Source organism: Enterobacter sp. BIDMC109, assembly GCF_001037885.1.
GTDB lineage: Bacteria > Pseudomonadota > Gammaproteobacteria > Enterobacterales > Enterobacteriaceae > Enterobacter > Enterobacter hormaechei_C.
In genome coordinates this window covers 4,145,860-4,160,575 of record NZ_KQ090002.1, presented here as the reverse complement: position 1 = coordinate 4,160,575, position 14,716 = coordinate 4,145,860, and the positions used below count along the sequence as shown (strand labels likewise).

Sequence of the window (14,716 nt, the reverse complement as noted above, 5' to 3'; positions counted from 1 at the left end):
ATGCCGTAGTCCGGGTAAGCGCAAGCGCCACCCGGCAACGAAAAAGCCGCTGAGCGATCAGCGGCTTTTTTTATTAGAACGAATACCGCAACCCTAAACGGATCCGGTACTGCTCGCGGTTGTAATCATTCCATCGGTCCAGCCACTGTAGCTCAAGATACGGCAGCCAGTTTCTGTCGATCTTATAGCTGAATTTATTGGTAATTTCCCAGTGATGATCTTTGCCATTTTTGCTGTGGTAATCATTCACCCGCTGGAAAAAGTGCGGCTCAAAGGTGTAGAAAAACGCATCCGTCACTTTGAAATTCCAGTAGTTGGCAAATTCATGTGTGTCGTTCTTATCCATCTGCCCGTTATAGTCCGGCGTATCGTAATTGTTATGGTTATAGCGATAGCGGAACGTCAGATTAAACCAGTCCGTAAATTTATAGTTAGTATCTAAATAAACCGCGCCACCTGATCCTGCGCTGCTGTCATTAATCAAGCCGCCGGGCTGGAAGGTCAGTTTGTCGGTCGGTTTGAAGAGTGGATACCACCCCTCAATTTCGTTATAGCTGTGCTTCAGTTCGTCCCATTTCCCCACGTTATAAGCGTTGGTGAACATCAGTCCCGCGCCCATATCGAAGTTATAGCCCGCACGCAGGATCACTTCGTGCAGCTCAGAGGCGGTGTTGTAGGCTTCGCGCGTTTCGACATAAGCCCCGGCAAAAACCGGGCAGGACACAGACGACACGATCAGTACGGTGATGATTCTTTTCATAATTTGTCCATGTATCAGGTACAGAAAGGCCTCCCTCCTGATAAACAGGAAGGACATACTGGCCGGATTTATTGTTATAAAGTGACTGCTGACGCTTTATTGTTGGTGGTTATCTCAGGGGTATTTGCTGTCTGTTTTTTCCGTTTTCCAATCTCCTCGATAATAAAGGCGAAGCGCGCTTCGTTGAGTTTATAAAACAGCCCCATGGTCACGGCGGCAACGATCGCCAGGCCGCACGGCCAGAGGAAAATAAGCTGGCGCAACCCAAGCAGCGTGCCTGCGCTCTGTACGGCATGGGGAACATAGCCAATCTGGGTCAGCATGATACCGGGCAGAAAACCGGCCAGCGCCGCGGAGATTTTGCGCGAGAAGGTATAGCCGGTATACACCGACCCTTCGGCGCGGATCCCGGTTTTCCACTCGCCGTAATCAACCGTATCCGGCACCAGCGCCCAGTTCAGGCTGTTCACAAACGCGGTGCCGAAAAAGGCCATGCAGGAAAAGAGCACGAACAGCAGGGAACTGGTTCCCCAGACGAAGTTCAGCACGTCGCCCACCGCCCACAGCGTCAGCCCGCCCAGATAGACCGGCTTCTTGCCAAAGCGCTTCACCGCGCCAGGCACCAGAAACACGCCAATCAGAATGCAACCCATGCTGAAAAAGCCCATCCATGACAGGAGATGCAGATCGTTCAGCACGTACTGGGTGTAATAGACCTGAATCGCCAGCTTGATGTTAAACGCGGCGAGGGTACACAGGTTGGCGATGCACAGCACCAGCAGCGGCGGATTGCGGAAAATCGCGCAGAACGATTTCAGAATGCCGGGCTTATGGTGATCGGGCGTAAGCTCGACGTAGCGCTCTTTCACCCCGCTGTAGCACCACCACATGCAGAACAGTCCCCCGGTGACGAACACCAGCGCGGCCACCAGATAGCCGAGTGAGGGCTGGCTGACGAACAGCGCCTGAATCGGCATAAAGCCGACAGTACAGAGCAACAGTCCTACCGTTGCGCCGCCCTGACGCCACGCCGCAAGCTGCGCGCGCTCGTTCGGGTTTTTGGTGATGGCCGGAACCATTGCACCGTAGGCGCAGTTCATCAGGCTGTAGCAGAGGCCAAACATCATGAAGAGCACGGTGGCGAGGGCCGTTTTCACCGTCAGGCTAAAGTCGTTGGCCATAAACTGCGCCGTAGCCACCAGCGCCACCGGAACGGAGGCGTAGAGAATGAATGGCCGGAATTTGCCCCGCGCGCCGATATTACGCCGGGAGTCCAGCAGCACCCCGGTCAGCATGTCGGTAAACGCGGTAAAGAACTTGGCGACCAGAAAAATGATGCCGCCGTAGAACGCGGGCATGCCCAGCTCGTCCGTGTAAAACTTCAGCAGATACAGCGTGCCAATACACAGCATCAGGTTCGAGCCAAAATCACCCATCCCGTAGGCGCACTTCTCTCGCAGGCTCAATTTCAGGGTTAACGGATCAGTATTATGTGTCATGGTCGATCCTCAAAGCGCCCCGCAGGGCGCTCAATCACGTCATTTATGCCGTACGTTTGCGCAGCTCAATTTCTTCCACGATGCGCACATACATCTTCTCGTTAAGGTTGTAGAAGCAGCCCATCGCCACGATGGTGATGACTGCCAGCAGACTCGGATAGATAAATATCAGCTGCCGTAGCCCTTCAACCGTGCCGGCGGATTGCACCACGTTAGGCACATAGCCGATCTGCGTGAGCATGATCCCCGGGAAGAAGCCCGCCAGCGCCTGCGATACCTTACGGAAGAAGGTAAAGCCGGTGTAGACCGTCCCCTCGGAGCGTACGCCGGTGCGCCACTCGCCGTATTCCACGGTATCGGACACCAGCGCCCAGTTCAGGCTGTTCACGAACGCGGAGCCGAAGAACGCCAGGCAGGAGAACGCCACGAAGCTCACCGAGCCGCCGCCGAAGAAGTAGTTAAGCAGATCGCCCGCCACCCAAATCATCAGCCCGCTGATGTAGACCTTTTTCTTACCGAAGCGCCGCACCGCGCCGGGCATCATAAAGACGCCGATAAAAATACAGCCCATGCTGAAGAAGCCCATGTACGACAGCAGGATCGGGTCGTTCAGTACGTACTGCGTGTAGTAGACCTGAATGGCGAGCTTAACGTTAAAGGCGCCCAGCGTGCACAGGTTAGCGATGCACAGGATAAACAGCGGACGGTTCCCGGCGATGGCGCGAAACGACTGCAACAGCCCCGGTTTCTGCGCCGGGTTAGCAGGCTGCGTCTCGACGTAACGCTCGGTTACGCCCTTATAGCACCACCACATAAAGAACAACCCGAACAGCGAGAAGAGGGTGGCGGCAAAGATGTAGCCAAGCTGGTCGTTGCCTTCAATCAGGTTCATCACCGGGACAAAGCCCACCGTACAGAGCAGCAGACCCAGCGTGGCGCCGCCCTGGCGCCAGGCGGCCAGCGAAGCACGCTCGTCCGGGTTTTTGGTAATGGCGGGCACCATCGCGCCGTAGGAGCAGTTCATCATGCTGAAGAACAGGCCGTACAGCATGAACAGCACCGTCGCCATCACCGTTTTACCGGTAATTTCAAACGGTGTGCCGACGAAGTTAGCTATCGCCAGCAACGTTACCGGGAAGGCTGCATACAGCACGAACGGGCGGAATTTCCCTTTCGGGCCGATCTTGCGCCGGGAATCGAGCATGATCCCGGTGCCCATGTCGGTGAAGGCGGTAAAAAACTTCGCAATCAGGAAGATAATCCCGCCGTAGGTGCCAGGCAGCCCCAGGACGTCGGTGTAGAACTTCAGCAGATACAGCGTGCCGATATCAAGCAGGATGTTAGAGCCGAGATCGCCCATCCCGTAGGCGAGTTTTTCTTTAAACGGCAGGCGCAGGGTTGCCGGATCAGAAGTATGTTGACTCATTATTGTTCTCCGTCTGCCCGCAGGTTTCCCCGCGGGCGAGCCTTATCATATATGACGTAAGGTGCTAAACAGATCTGCCCATTCGCTGTGCTGGCGATAGAAGACCGGCGGTTTGCCGAGCGGGGCATCAACGGTGATGTCACCGCCCTGGCAGGTTTCCCCGGTCCACGCATTGACCCAGGTGTCCTGCGGCAGATAGAGCGACCAGTCGCGGCGTCCCTCTTCATGAACCGGCGCCACCAGCAGATCGCGGCCAAACAGGTACTGGTATTTCAGCGTGTAGGCGCGCGCGTCGTCCTCGTAGTGCAGGAACAGCGGGCGCATCACCGGTAGGCCGCTCTTCGCGTTCTGCGCTACCGCAGCTTTGATGTACGGCTTCAGAGTGGTGAAGACGGTGGTCATGCGCGCGAAGTGGGCGATAGTTTCCGCGTCGCCATCGAACTGCCAGTTATCGCCAGGGCGGTTGCCCTCGTGGGTACGCATCATCGGCGTAAAGGCGCTGAAGTCGCACCAGCGCAGCAGCAGCTCTTTGCTGCGCTTCATCTCGAAGAGGGTCGTATAGCCGCCAATGTCGCTGTGGTGCAGCCCGTGCCCGGTCATCGCCAGCGACAGCGCCGCCGGTACGACGGACGCCAGACCATCGTCCAGGCTCCAGTCGACGTTCTGATCCCCCGCCCACATCATCACCGAGTGCTTCTGGCTGCCGGTGTAGCCCGCGCGCATGAAGAACAGGATCTCCCCGAGCTTGCCGGTCTCCTCCAGCGCTTCGTAGTTACATTTCGCCCACAGGGCTGGCCAGGCGTTATGCATGATCTCCGCGCTCACGCCGTTGTGCAGGAAGGTATCGGTCGGCAGATATTCCCCGAAATCGGCCATCCAGCCGCCGCAGCCCAGTTCGATCAGGTTCTTTTTGATCACCTCTTTGTACCAGCTGTAGGCTTCCGGGTTAGTCAGGTCGATAACGCCCGCGTAGAACTCGCCGAACTCAACGTGGTAATCCTTGCCGTCGGCATCTTTGGTCAGATAGCCGCGCTTCGACGCCTCTTCGCAGAGATCTTTATCGCTGGCGACGTACGGGTTGATATAGGAGAGGAACTGCACGCCTTCCTCTTTCCACTGCGCAATCCGCTCATCAAGCTGCGGATAGAGCGCGCTGTTCCACTTCCAGTTCCACATTACGCGTTTGCCAAAGGAGGTCATCCGGATGCCGGACCAGTCCTGCGCCCAGATGCCGTTTACCTTCACGCCGCCCTCGCGCATGGCGTCGAGCTTCTGCTGACACACCTCGGTGCCGCCCTGAATACCCAGCGTCACGCCGTCGTAAACCCAGTCCGGCAGCTCCGGTTGACGCCCCAGCAGGCCGGTCAGTTTTTCCAGCAGATCGACGTAGGTTTCTGCGCATTCGAAGCGCAGCGTGGCGTTATCTTCCCAGAATGCCAGCTCGTGGAAGTCCGGCGCGCTGAAGTCGAAGTTCATATAACAGCTGTTATCCACGTGGCAGTAGTACTTCTGGGTGCTCACGAAGGTAGGCTGTGGGAAGAAGGTCCAGTAGTAATCGCCGCCCGCGTTCTCTTTGCAGTCGGCCTGCCAGGTGACGTAAGTCTGCTTGTTGCGGCCCACGCCCTGCTCGCTGGTCCACAGCGGGAACGGCTTGCCGCGCAGATCGAAATACGAGAACTGCTCGCCGCAGCCGTAGATATGATCGTCAGGCTGAGCCGCCAGCCGCAGCCAGATGCGGTTATGGCTGGCGGCGTCATTTTTCAGCTTCAGCTCCAGACGGCCTTCGCCATCCACGCCCACCAGCAGCGTCGCGCTCACCGCGTCGCCGCGGGTAAAGCGGATTGCCCAGCCCGCGCTTTGCTGCGTGACGGTCGCGTTCGTCAGGGCAATTTTTTCGTTAAGCTTGTCTTTGATGCTGAAATTGCCGCGAAACATCTCGATATCCGCTTCGCCTGCACCGATCCACAGGCAGGGGGCATCCGCAGAGTGGGATAAAATCAGACGGTCCTGCCAGCGCAGGGTGAAACCACTTTCGTTATTTTTCAGGTCAATATTGTGTAGGGTACGCATAAAAACTCCGTCTTTATTATTTGGCCAGGCTATCCAGTAATCCGGCGGCTACGGCAGGGGCTAAGCCCGGCGCCAGCGGCAGGCGGGGGATCACCAGGCAGTGCAGCAGGTGGTAAATATCCTGCTTGCCGTCCCAGACTTTGGTGGTCACTTCGTTATTGGTGTCCAGCTCCTGCCACCATGAACCGTTTTCGTAATCCATCAGGTACTTGATGCAGTAATCCCACCATTTCTGATACCAGGCTTCGTACTGCGCCTCGCCGGTGACGGTGTAGAGCGCGTAAGCCGTGCCCATCGCCTCGACGATTGGCCAGCGCACGCGTTCGCGCACGATAGGCTTGCCGTCCCAGCCCACGGAGTAGACAAAGCCGTCCGCCCCGTCGGGTGCCCAGGCGTCGCGAATAGTGGCGTGAAACAGGCCTTTCGCATCTTCCAGCAGCCACTCCGGCGGGGTTTCAAAGCGGGCTTCCAGCGCGGCACGCAGGTGCAGCATCAGGCGGCCCCACTCGATCCAGTGCCCCGGCGTGCCGCCGTAGGCGCGGAAGCGGTGGGCAGGGTTATCGATGTTGTAATCGCGGATCGGGTTCCAGCTGGTGTCGAAATGCTCGTTAACGCGGTACTCCCCTTTGCGCGCCACGTCGTGAATAATCACCGAGGCGATGCGCAGGGCGCGGTCGAGCCATTTCCGGTCGTGGGTCACGTCATAGACGATGAGGAAGGCTTCCACGGCGTGCATATTGGCGTTACCGCCGCGGTAATCTTCCGTCTTGCTGAAGGCTTCGTCCCAGGACTCCAGGCACATCTGCTCCTGTTCGCTCCAGAAGTAGCGCTCAATCACCTCGATGGCATCGTCCAGCAGCTTGCGTGCCTGCGGGTGGCCGGTGGTGACGGCGCTCGCCGCGCCCAGCAGGACGAAGAAGTGCTGATAGCCCTGCTTGGACGCATCAATCACGCCTTCATCGTTTACGCAGGCGTACCAGCCGCCGTGCTGTTTGTCGCGCAGCGGACCGTTCAGGGCATTAATGCCGTGCTCAACCAGCGCGTACGCGCCGGGGCGCCCCATGTTCGCCGCCACCGCGTAAACGTGCAGCATGCGGGCGGTGATCCACAGATGGGTGCCCATATCGCTGCGCACCTGCCCGTTATTGCCCAGCCAGCCAAAGCCGGTCGGTACGGCGGCGTTTTTACCGAAATCGAGAATGCGGTCGGTCTCTTGTTCGAGCCAGCGGTTATGGCTCAGGGTGTTAAACCATTTCATGTTCGGGTCCTTTCTTAACGGCGAGCCATCATTTCGTCGACGATCTCACCCAGACGCTGAAGTTTTGGCACGGAAATATCACGCAGCATCAGCTCGGTGTCCGGCAGTCCAATCACTGATGACCAGACCGCGCGACCGGCTAAAAAGCCCGATGCCCCCGCCTGCATGGCGACGCTTACGGCACGCGGGAATAACTTATCGTCCACGCCGGAGGAGAGGATCACCCACGGCATGGCGATGTTCTCGTTCAGCTTCTGCGAGGCCGTCAGTAGCTCGTGCTGCGTGCCCTTACCAAACAGCGGCATTTCCACTTTGTAGAGGTCGGCACCGCTGTCGCCCAGCTCTTTGGCCGCATCGATAATCGCCTGCTCGCGGTCAAACGCGGCGCCGCGGCGCGGGGGACGCACCACCGGCTCGATAATGCTCAACAGTCCGTTGTCGTGGCACAGCGTATTGAACGCTTTCACCATTTCCAGGCGCTGCTGCGGATCTTCATCGCTGCGCCACAGCACCAGCAGCTTCAGCGCCTTACCGCCATCGCGTTTGACCGCCTGCGCGTCAACGTTCTTGTCGATCACCACGCTGTCGACCGGAATGCCGTTCCCCGGGATAAACTCGTCGGCGGCGACAATCATTGCGCAGCTTTTGGCCACGGCCTGCTGCTCGACAATCTGGCTGTAGCAGAACTGCTGGTCGACGAGGATCGCAGAGGCGTACGGCGACAGAATTTTCGCCGCATTGACTTTAAAATCCGTCAGGTGCTGGTCGGTTACCGGCACCGGCGCGCCTGCGGCAGCAAACATCAGGCGCATCGCTTCGCGCTGATCCACGGCCAGCATCGCAAAACCGCCGGAAGGTCGGGTGATATCTTTCAGGGTGTACATCGTCATTCCTCAGTCCTTTCGTATCAGTGTGTTTTTTTCAGCCCGGCAGATGCGCGAACCTGTTCAAGAATGGCTGTCCAGTCTTCGCGCCCGCGCCCGGCGGCGCGTGCCTGGTTGTATACTTCGCGGGACGCCGCGCCCAGCGGCATCGGAACGTGGAGCTGGTTGGCCACGTCGAGGGCGATCCCCAGATCCTTATGCGCAAGGTCGATCATGAAGGCGGGTGAAAGATCACCTTTCAGCACCTTGTTCGGCCAGGATGTCGTGAAGTGGCCTTTACCCGCCGGCGTGCCGCTCATCACCTTGAGCGCCACGTCAAAGGAGAGGCCAAGCGCTTCGCACAGTACGGCGGCCTCGGCGGAAAGGGCGTTCAGGGCGATGCTCATGTAGTTATTGATGAGCTTCACGCGGATGCCCATGCCCGGCCCGCCAGCGTTAATCAGTTCATTGCCCATCGCCATTAAGACGGGGGTGGCGCGCTCAACCTGCTGCGCCGTACCGCCCGCCAGCAGGAGCAGCGTACCGGCGATGGCATGATCAGAGGTGCGTCCGACGGGCACGTCCATCAGGCTGAAGCCTTGCTCAGCCATGTCGCGGATCAGTGCGTCGGTTTGCAGCGGGTGAATGGTGGACATATCAATGACCAGCGCGTCGCGGGATAACCCTTCGCATACGCCGTGCTCGCCGAACAGCACGCTGCGCACCAGGTCGCCGTTTGGCAGCATGGTAATGACGAATTCGGCCTCCGTTACGGCCTGCGCTGGCGTTCCCGCCGCCCGGGCGCCGCTCTCTACCAGCGCCTGAACCGCCTGCGGGTTCACGTCAAAGACGTTAAGCTGATGACCTTGCTTCAACAGATTCTTCGCCATTGGCGCGCCCATCTGCCCTAAACCGATAAATGCGATTGCTGACATGCCTCTCTCCTGTCACATCGTGTCAATTTTTGCGCGTTTGTGGTGTCTGTTTTTGATCGTATTTGTAATTTATAGTCAAAAAATTGACACGGGTCACTTTTTAAACATTTGGTGAAATTAAAATGAAGGCATCAGAAATCGCAGAAGGAATCACCATGACTCGCATCGTTTGTGTCGGCATTACCGTGCTGGATCGCATCTGGTATCTCGATGATTTACCGAAAGAAGGGGGGAAATATGTCGCAAAAGACTATACGGAAGTGGGCGGCGGCCCGGCGGCAACGGCGGCAGTGGCAGCCGCGAAACTGGGGGCGGAAGTGGATTTTATTGGTCGGGTGGGAGACGACGATACCGGCAGACGACTGCTTGCGGAGCTGGAATCCCTGGGGGTGAATACCCGCTACACGCGCGTGTGTAAGGGTGCCCGATCGTCGCAATCGGCGGTGCTGGTGGACGCAGGTGGGGAAAGAGTGATTGCCAACTACCCCAGCCCCGATCTCCCTGCGTCGGCAGACTGGCTGCAAGAAATCGACTTCTCTCAGTGGGACATTGTCTTAGCCGACGTGCGCTGGCATGACGGGGCAAAACAGGCATTTACCCTGGCCCGCCAGCAGGACGTACCGACGCTGCTGGATGCGGATGTCACCCCGCAGGATATCGCGGATCTGATTGCCTTAAGCGACCACGCGGCCTTCTCCGCACCAGGACTGCGGCGGTTAACGCAGCTGGATGAAACCGAAAACGCGCTGAAGAAAGCACAAACGCTCACAAATGGACATGTGTATGTCACACAGGGGCGAGACGGCTGTTTCTGGCTGGAAAACGACACGCTATGTCATCAGCCTGGTTTTGAAGTGAACGTCATTGATACCACCGGGGCGGGCGACGTGTTCCACGGTGCGCTGGCGGTCAGCCTGGGGCAGAAATTACCCGCCGCAGACGCCGTGCGTTTTGCCAGCGCCGTCGCAGCACTGAAATGTACAAAGCCCGGCGGGCGCGCGGGTATACCCGACTGTGATCAAACCCGCTCTTTTTTGTCACTTTTTGTATAAAATGCGGGGCGTGATGGTTTTCAGAGGACAGCCCATGAGCCTTACCGAACTGACCGGCAACCCGCGTCACGATCAGCTGCTGACGCTGATTGCCGATCGCGGCTATATGAACATTGATGAACTGGCGCAGCTGCTGGATGTCTCCACGCAAACCGTGCGCCGGGATATCCGTAAGCTCAGCGAGCAGGGGCTGATCACCCGTCATCACGGCGGCGCGGGCAGGGCATCCAGCGTGGTCAACACGGCGTTCGAACAGCGTGAAGTCTCGCTTACCGAAGAGAAACGGGCGATTGCCGAAGCGATTGCGGACTATATTCCCGACGGTTCGACCATTTTTATCACCATCGGGACGACCGTGGAGCACGTTGCCCGGGCACTGCTTAACCATAATCATCTGCGCATCATCACTAACAGCCTGCGGGTGGCGCACATTCTTTATAAGAATCCGCGCTTTGAGGTGATGGTGCCCGGCGGTACGCTGCGCCCGCATAACGGCGGCATTATCGGTCCTGCGGCAACGGCGTTCGTGTCAGGATTTCGCGCAGATTACCTGGTCACCAGCGTCGGGGCGATAGAGCACGACGGCGCGATGATGGAATTTGACGTTAACGAAGCCAGCGTGGTGAAAACCATGATCGCTCACTCCCGTCACATTTTACTGGCGGCCGATCATACGAAATACCACGCCTCCGCGGCGGTTGAAATTGGCAACGTGGCGCAGGCGACGGCGCTGTTCACCGATGAGCTGCCCGGCCCGGCGCTGCAAAATCACCTCAAATCCAGCAAGGTTGAGGTTGTCGAAGTCAATTCCGGAGAAGAGCAGCAGGCTGGCTGAAAATCCTATGGCCCGATATTGCGATTCGGGTCTTTCCTTTCTCTAAGCTGAATCTGGCGCATAGCTAAAGTTTCTCTTTCCCGCTACAGTTACTTTTCCACGGCGAAAGGAGATAAACATGCTTTATATCTTTGACTTAGGAAATGTAATCGTCGATATCGATTTTAACCGGGTGCTGGGCGCATGGAGCGATTTTAGCCGTGTTCCGCTGGCGACGTTAAAGCAGAATTTCGCGATGGGTGAGACTTTCCATCTGCACGAGCGCGGTGAGATCAGCGATGAAGCGTTCGCAGAGCGTTTCTGTCAGGAAATGGGTCTCTCGTTAAGCTACGAGCAGTTTTCCCACGGCTGGCAGGCCATATTTGTCGCGATCCGCCCCGAAGTGATCGACATCATGCACAAGCTGCGCGAGCAGGGGCATCGTGTCGTCGTCCTGTCGAATACCAACCGCCTGCATACCACCTTCTGGCCGGATGAATACCCGGAAATCCACGCGGCGGCAGATAAGGTGTATCTCTCCCAGGAGATGGGGATGCGTAAACCTGAGGCGCGCATCTATCAGGCGGTATTGCAGGAAGAAGGATTCACGGCGGCGGATGCGGTCTTTTTTGACGACAACGCCGATAATATAGAAGGGGCTAATCAGTTAGGTATCACCTCCATTCTGGTGACCGGAAAAGAGACGATACCGAACTACTTTGCGAAGCAGTTATGCTAAAAACCGTTCATCAAAAAGCCAATCACCACACGCGCCCGCTGAGGGCGTGGCTGAAACTCCTCTGGCATCGCATTGACGAGGACAACATGACCACGCTGGCGGGCAATCTCGCTTACGTGTCCTTGCTCTCGCTGGTGCCGCTGGTGGCGGTGATCTTTGCGCTTTTTTCGGCGTTTCCGATGTTTGCCGATGTGAGCATGCAGCTTCGCCATTTTGTTTTCGCGAACTTTATTCCTGCCACCGGCGATGTGATCCAGAACTACATTGAACAGTTTGTCGCTAACTCCAGCAAGATGACGGCGGTGGGGGCATGTGGGCTTATTGTTACCGCGCTGCTGCTGATGTACTCCATCGACAGTGCGCTCAACACCATCTGGCGGAGCAAAAAAGTCCGCCCGAAGGTTTACTCCTTTGCCGTCTACTGGATGATTTTAACCCTTGGCCCATTGCTGGCGGGGGCAAGCCTGGCGATCAGTTCCTACCTTCTTTCGCTGCGCTGGGCGACCGACTTAAACAGCGTGATCGATAACGTGCTGCGTATATTCCCGCTGATTTTATCGTGGCTTTCGTTCTGGCTGCTCTACAGCGTGGTACCAACCACGCGCGTACCCAACCGGGATGCCGTGGTGGGTGCGCTGGTCGCGGCGTTGCTCTTTGAGCTGGGCAAGAAAGGATTCGCGCTTTATATCACCATGTTCCCCTCTTATCAGCTGATTTACGGCGTGCTGGCGGTGATCCCCATTTTGTTTGTCTGGGTCTACTGGACGTGGTGTATCGTCTTGCTTGGCGCCGAAATAACTGTCACTCTCGGGGTCTACCGCGAACTCAAAAAAGCAGCAGAAGCTGAAAAACAACAAGAAGCAGACCAACCATGATTGCATTGATTCAGCGTGTAACCCGTGCCAGCGTCACCGTGGCGGATGAGGTGACGGGTGAAATTGGCCCAGGACTTTTGGTGCTCCTGGGTGTCGAAAAGGACGACGACGAACAAAAAGCCAACCGCTTGTGTGAGCGCGTACTGGGCTACCGCATTTTCAGCGATGCGGAAGGCAAGATGAACCTGAACGTTCAGCAGGCGGGCGGCAGCGTGCTGGTGGTCTCCCAGTTTACGCTGGCCGCGGATACCGAACGCGGCATGCGCCCGAGTTTTTCGAAGGGCGCGGCACCGGATCGCGCAGAAGCCCTTTACGAGTACTTTGTTGAGCGCTGTCGCCAACAGGACATGCATACACAAACCGGACGATTCGCTGCGGATATGCAGGTTTCGCTGGTGAACGATGGCCCCGTCACATTCTGGCTCCAGGTATGAGCCAACTGGCGGCATGGCCGCGGGTAACAAGAGAGAGTACAGCTATGTATCACCTTCGAGTACCGCAAACGGAAGAAGAATTAGACGCTTATTACCATTTCCGCTGGGAAATGCTGCGCAAGCCACTGCATCAACCTAAAGGCTCTGAACGCGACGCCTGGGACGCGATGGCGCACCACCAGATGGTGGTTGATGAAGAGGGCAACCTCGTTGCCGTGGGACGTCTGTATATCAATGCCGACAACGAAGCTTCAATCCGCTTTATGGCCGTTCATCCCTCCGTGCAGGACAAAGGCCTTGGAACGCTGATGGCTATGACGCTGGAATCCGTTGCCCGTCAGGAAGGGGTCAAGCGTGTCACCTGTAGCGCCCGCGAAGATGCCGTTGAGTTCTTTGCCAAGCTTGGTTTCGTGAATCAGGGGGAAATCACCGCCCCGCAAACTACGCCGATTCGTCACTTTTTGATGATCAAACCCATCGCCACGCTGGACGATATTCTCCATCGCGCCGACTGGTGCGGGCAGCTCCAGCAGGCGTGGTATCAGCACATTCCGCTCAGTGAAAAAATGGGTGTGCGTATTCAGCAATATACCGGGCAAAAATTTATTACCACCATGCCGGAAACCGGCAACCAGAACCCGCACCATACCCTGTTTGCCGGCAGCCTGTTTTCACTCGCCACGCTCACCGGCTGGGGACTGATCTGGCTGATGCTGCGCGAACGTCATCTCGGCGGCACCATTATTCTGGCCGATGCCCATATCCGCTACAGCGCCCCGATCAGCGGCAAGCCGAGCGCGGTTGCTGACCTGGGCGCACTGGGCGGCGATCTCGACCGTCTGGCGCGTGGACGTAAAGCACGCGTACAGATGCAGGTGGAGCTGTTCGGCGATGAAACGCCAGGCGCGGTGTTTGAAGGCACCTATATCGTTCTGCCAGCGAAGCCGTATGGCGCGTATGAAGAGGGCGGGAACGAGGAGGAATAGTCTCCTTCTCACTCTCGCCCGGCATGGTTAATGCGCCAGGCAATATCTCGCATAACGTCTCGCGCTGACTGGCTAATTCCACCCAACTGGAAGAAGCCGTGTATTACACCCCACCATCGTTGAGCGGTAAACTTCACGCCTTGCTCCGTGAGGCGCTGATAAAGCGCCTCGCCTTCGTCGCGTAACGGATCATATTCCGCGGTAACAATATGGACCTTCGGCAGACCGCTAAAGTCGTTGCGCCACAGTGGGCTGACTTCAGGATGTTGACGGTCGGCTCCAGCCAGATACATTTCATAGCCGCTCAAAAGGGTATCGCGAGTAATCACGTAATCCATGCCATTGAGGGTATAGCTTTCAAAACTGGCCGTAGCGTCGAGCATGGGGTAGATAAGAATGAGCTGCGCGGGATCCCAGAGACCTTTGGCCTTAAGCCGCAATGACGTTACCAGCGCAAGATGACCTCCCGCGCTGTCTCCACAAAGTGTAATCCGGTTTTTATCCACACCTAATTGTTCTGCATTTTGCCAGACAAGATCTGCCGCTCTCTCTGCATCGTCATGCGCAGCGGGGAAAGTATGCTCGGGTGCGAGTCTGTACTGAACCGCAATGACCCGGCAGTTACCGTAAAACGCCAGTTGGCGAAGCTGATTATCATGGGTTTCAAACCCACCGCTGACAAAACAACCGCCATGATAGTAGAGGGCACAAGATAACGTTTCAGGGGCATTGAAAGGCGAAAATACCCGAAAGGTCATATCCTCAAGAACAAGCGTTTCAACCTGGACACGCGTTTCTGTTTCCCCGGCTAGCGCTGTGCTGGCGACATATCCGCTTCTCCGGTCATCAATACTCTGCTTTCGCGAGGAAGGTCGTCCTGTGGCAATAAACTCCTGTACCAGCTTATCAATACCCTTTTCCAGTGCCATGATTACGTCCTTTTACTGTGTTTTTATACAGTTTATAGCCTGGTTTACAGCAGATGAAAACAGAGAAATGTTGAGA

14 protein-coding genes are annotated in these 14,716 nt (G+C 57.0%); 6 read left to right on the top strand and 8 right to left on the bottom strand.

Annotated elements, in window-relative coordinates; genetic code table 11:
- Positions 1-73: 73 nt before the first annotated feature.
- The 7 genes from ompL to yihU form a co-directional block, all read right to left on the bottom strand.
- Positions 74-760, bottom strand: a complete 687-nt coding sequence (gene ompL / locus SK62_RS19590) for a porin OmpL (protein ID WP_003861929.1) — start codon at positions 758-760, stop codon at positions 74-76.
- Between the two features lie 74 nt (positions 761-834).
- Positions 835-2,259: an MFS transporter gene (locus SK62_RS19585; protein WP_017382668.1), complete on the bottom strand. Its 1,425-nt coding sequence runs from the start codon at positions 2,257-2,259 to the stop codon at positions 835-837.
- 43 nt (positions 2,260-2,302) lie between these two features.
- Positions 2,303-3,685 (bottom strand): MFS transporter, encoded by a 1,383-nt coding sequence (locus SK62_RS19580; protein WP_003861932.1) that lies wholly within the window; start codon positions 3,683-3,685, stop codon positions 2,303-2,305.
- A 45-nt stretch (positions 3,686-3,730) separates the two neighbouring features.
- Positions 3,731-5,755 (bottom strand): alpha-glucosidase, encoded by a 2,025-nt coding sequence (locus SK62_RS19575; protein WP_015569903.1) that lies wholly within the window; start codon positions 5,753-5,755, stop codon positions 3,731-3,733.
- 16 nt (positions 5,756-5,771) lie between these two features.
- Positions 5,772-7,013, bottom strand: a complete 1,242-nt coding sequence (gene yihS, locus SK62_RS19570) for a sulfoquinovose isomerase (protein WP_023295642.1) — start codon at positions 7,011-7,013, stop codon at positions 5,772-5,774.
- Positions 7,014-7,027: 14 nt separating this feature from the next.
- On the bottom strand, positions 7,028-7,903 hold the full coding sequence (gene yihT / locus SK62_RS19565) for a sulfofructosephosphate aldolase (RefSeq protein ID WP_047062213.1): 876 nt from the start codon (positions 7,901-7,903) through the stop codon (positions 7,028-7,030).
- A 17-nt stretch (positions 7,904-7,920) separates the two neighbouring features.
- Complete coding sequence (gene yihU, locus SK62_RS19560; protein ID WP_032649900.1) at positions 7,921-8,811, bottom strand: sulfolactaldehyde 3-reductase; 891 nt, start codon at positions 8,809-8,811, stop codon at positions 7,921-7,923.
- 155 nt (positions 8,812-8,966) lie between these two features.
- Here yihU and SK62_RS19555 point away from each other — a divergent pair, with 155 nt between their 5' ends.
- The 6 genes from SK62_RS19555 to fabY all read left to right on the top strand — a co-directional run bounded on the left by SK62_RS19555 (position 8,967) and on the right by fabY (position 13,711).
- A complete protein-coding gene (locus tag SK62_RS19555; RefSeq protein WP_039269436.1) occupies positions 8,967-9,863 on the top strand; it encodes a sugar kinase in 897 nt (298 codons plus the stop codon).
- Between the two features lie 34 nt (positions 9,864-9,897).
- Positions 9,898-10,698: a DeoR/GlpR family DNA-binding transcription regulator gene (locus tag SK62_RS19550; protein WP_003861944.1), complete on the top strand. Its 801-nt coding sequence runs from the start codon at positions 9,898-9,900 to the stop codon at positions 10,696-10,698.
- 118 nt (positions 10,699-10,816) lie between these two features.
- Positions 10,817-11,416 (top strand): glucose-1-phosphatase, encoded by a 600-nt coding sequence (yihX, locus tag SK62_RS19545; protein WP_003861947.1) that lies wholly within the window; start codon positions 10,817-10,819, stop codon positions 11,414-11,416.
- Entirely contained in the window at positions 11,410-12,291 is an 882-nt protein-coding gene (locus SK62_RS19540) for a virulence factor BrkB family protein (protein ID WP_003861949.1), read from the top strand. The genes yihX and SK62_RS19540 overlap by 7 nt, the downstream gene beginning before the upstream one ends.
- Positions 12,288-12,725, top strand: a complete 438-nt coding sequence (gene dtd, locus SK62_RS19535; protein ID WP_045348649.1) for a D-aminoacyl-tRNA deacylase — start codon at positions 12,288-12,290, stop codon at positions 12,723-12,725. Before SK62_RS19540 ends, dtd begins: the two co-directional genes overlap by 4 nt.
- Positions 12,726-12,769: 44 nt before the next feature.
- Entirely contained in the window at positions 12,770-13,711 is a 942-nt protein-coding gene (fabY, locus tag SK62_RS19530) for a fatty acid biosynthesis protein FabY (protein WP_015569910.1), read from the top strand.
- 8 nt (positions 13,712-13,719) lie between these two features.
- Here the strand turns inward: fabY and SK62_RS19525 are convergent, their stop codons facing one another.
- Positions 13,720-14,640 carry an alpha/beta hydrolase gene (locus SK62_RS19525; protein WP_047718170.1) on the bottom strand — a complete coding sequence of 307 codons (921 nt, stop codon included), beginning with the start codon at positions 14,638-14,640 and terminating at the stop codon, positions 13,720-13,722.
- Positions 14,641-14,716: the final 76 nt, after the last annotated feature.

Bases quoted from the DNA above. Each gene is read 5' to 3' on its own strand.
- ompL (WP_003861929.1), bottom strand. From the start codon at position 760: ATGAAAAGAATCATCACCGTACTGATCGTGTCGTCTGTGTCCTGCCCG.
- SK62_RS19585 (WP_017382668.1), bottom strand. From the start codon at position 2,259: ATGACACATAATACTGATCCGTTAACCCTGAAATTGAGCCTGCGAGAG.
- SK62_RS19580 (WP_003861932.1), bottom strand. From the start codon at position 3,685: ATGAGTCAACATACTTCTGATCCGGCAACCCTGCGCCTGCCGTTTAAA.
- SK62_RS19575 (WP_015569903.1), bottom strand. From the start codon at position 5,755: ATGCGTACCCTACACAATATTGACCTGAAAAATAACGAAAGTGGTTTC.
- yihS (WP_023295642.1), bottom strand. From the start codon at position 7,013: ATGAAATGGTTTAACACCCTGAGCCATAACCGCTGGCTCGAACAAGAG.
- yihT (WP_047062213.1), bottom strand. From the start codon at position 7,903: ATGACGATGTACACCCTGAAAGATATCACCCGACCTTCCGGCGGTTTT.
- yihU (WP_032649900.1), bottom strand. From the start codon at position 8,811: ATGTCAGCAATCGCATTTATCGGTTTAGGGCAGATGGGCGCGCCAATG.
- SK62_RS19555 (WP_039269436.1), top strand. From the start codon at position 8,967: ATGACTCGCATCGTTTGTGTCGGCATTACCGTGCTGGATCGCATCTGG.
- SK62_RS19550 (WP_003861944.1), top strand. From the start codon at position 9,898: ATGAGCCTTACCGAACTGACCGGCAACCCGCGTCACGATCAGCTGCTG.
- yihX (WP_003861947.1), top strand. From the start codon at position 10,817: ATGCTTTATATCTTTGACTTAGGAAATGTAATCGTCGATATCGATTTT.
- SK62_RS19540 (WP_003861949.1), top strand. From the start codon at position 11,410: ATGCTAAAAACCGTTCATCAAAAAGCCAATCACCACACGCGCCCGCTG.
- dtd (WP_045348649.1), top strand. From the start codon at position 12,288: ATGATTGCATTGATTCAGCGTGTAACCCGTGCCAGCGTCACCGTGGCG.
- fabY (WP_015569910.1), top strand. From the start codon at position 12,770: ATGTATCACCTTCGAGTACCGCAAACGGAAGAAGAATTAGACGCTTAT.
- SK62_RS19525 (WP_047718170.1), bottom strand. From the start codon at position 14,640: ATGGCACTGGAAAAGGGTATTGATAAGCTGGTACAGGAGTTTATTGCC.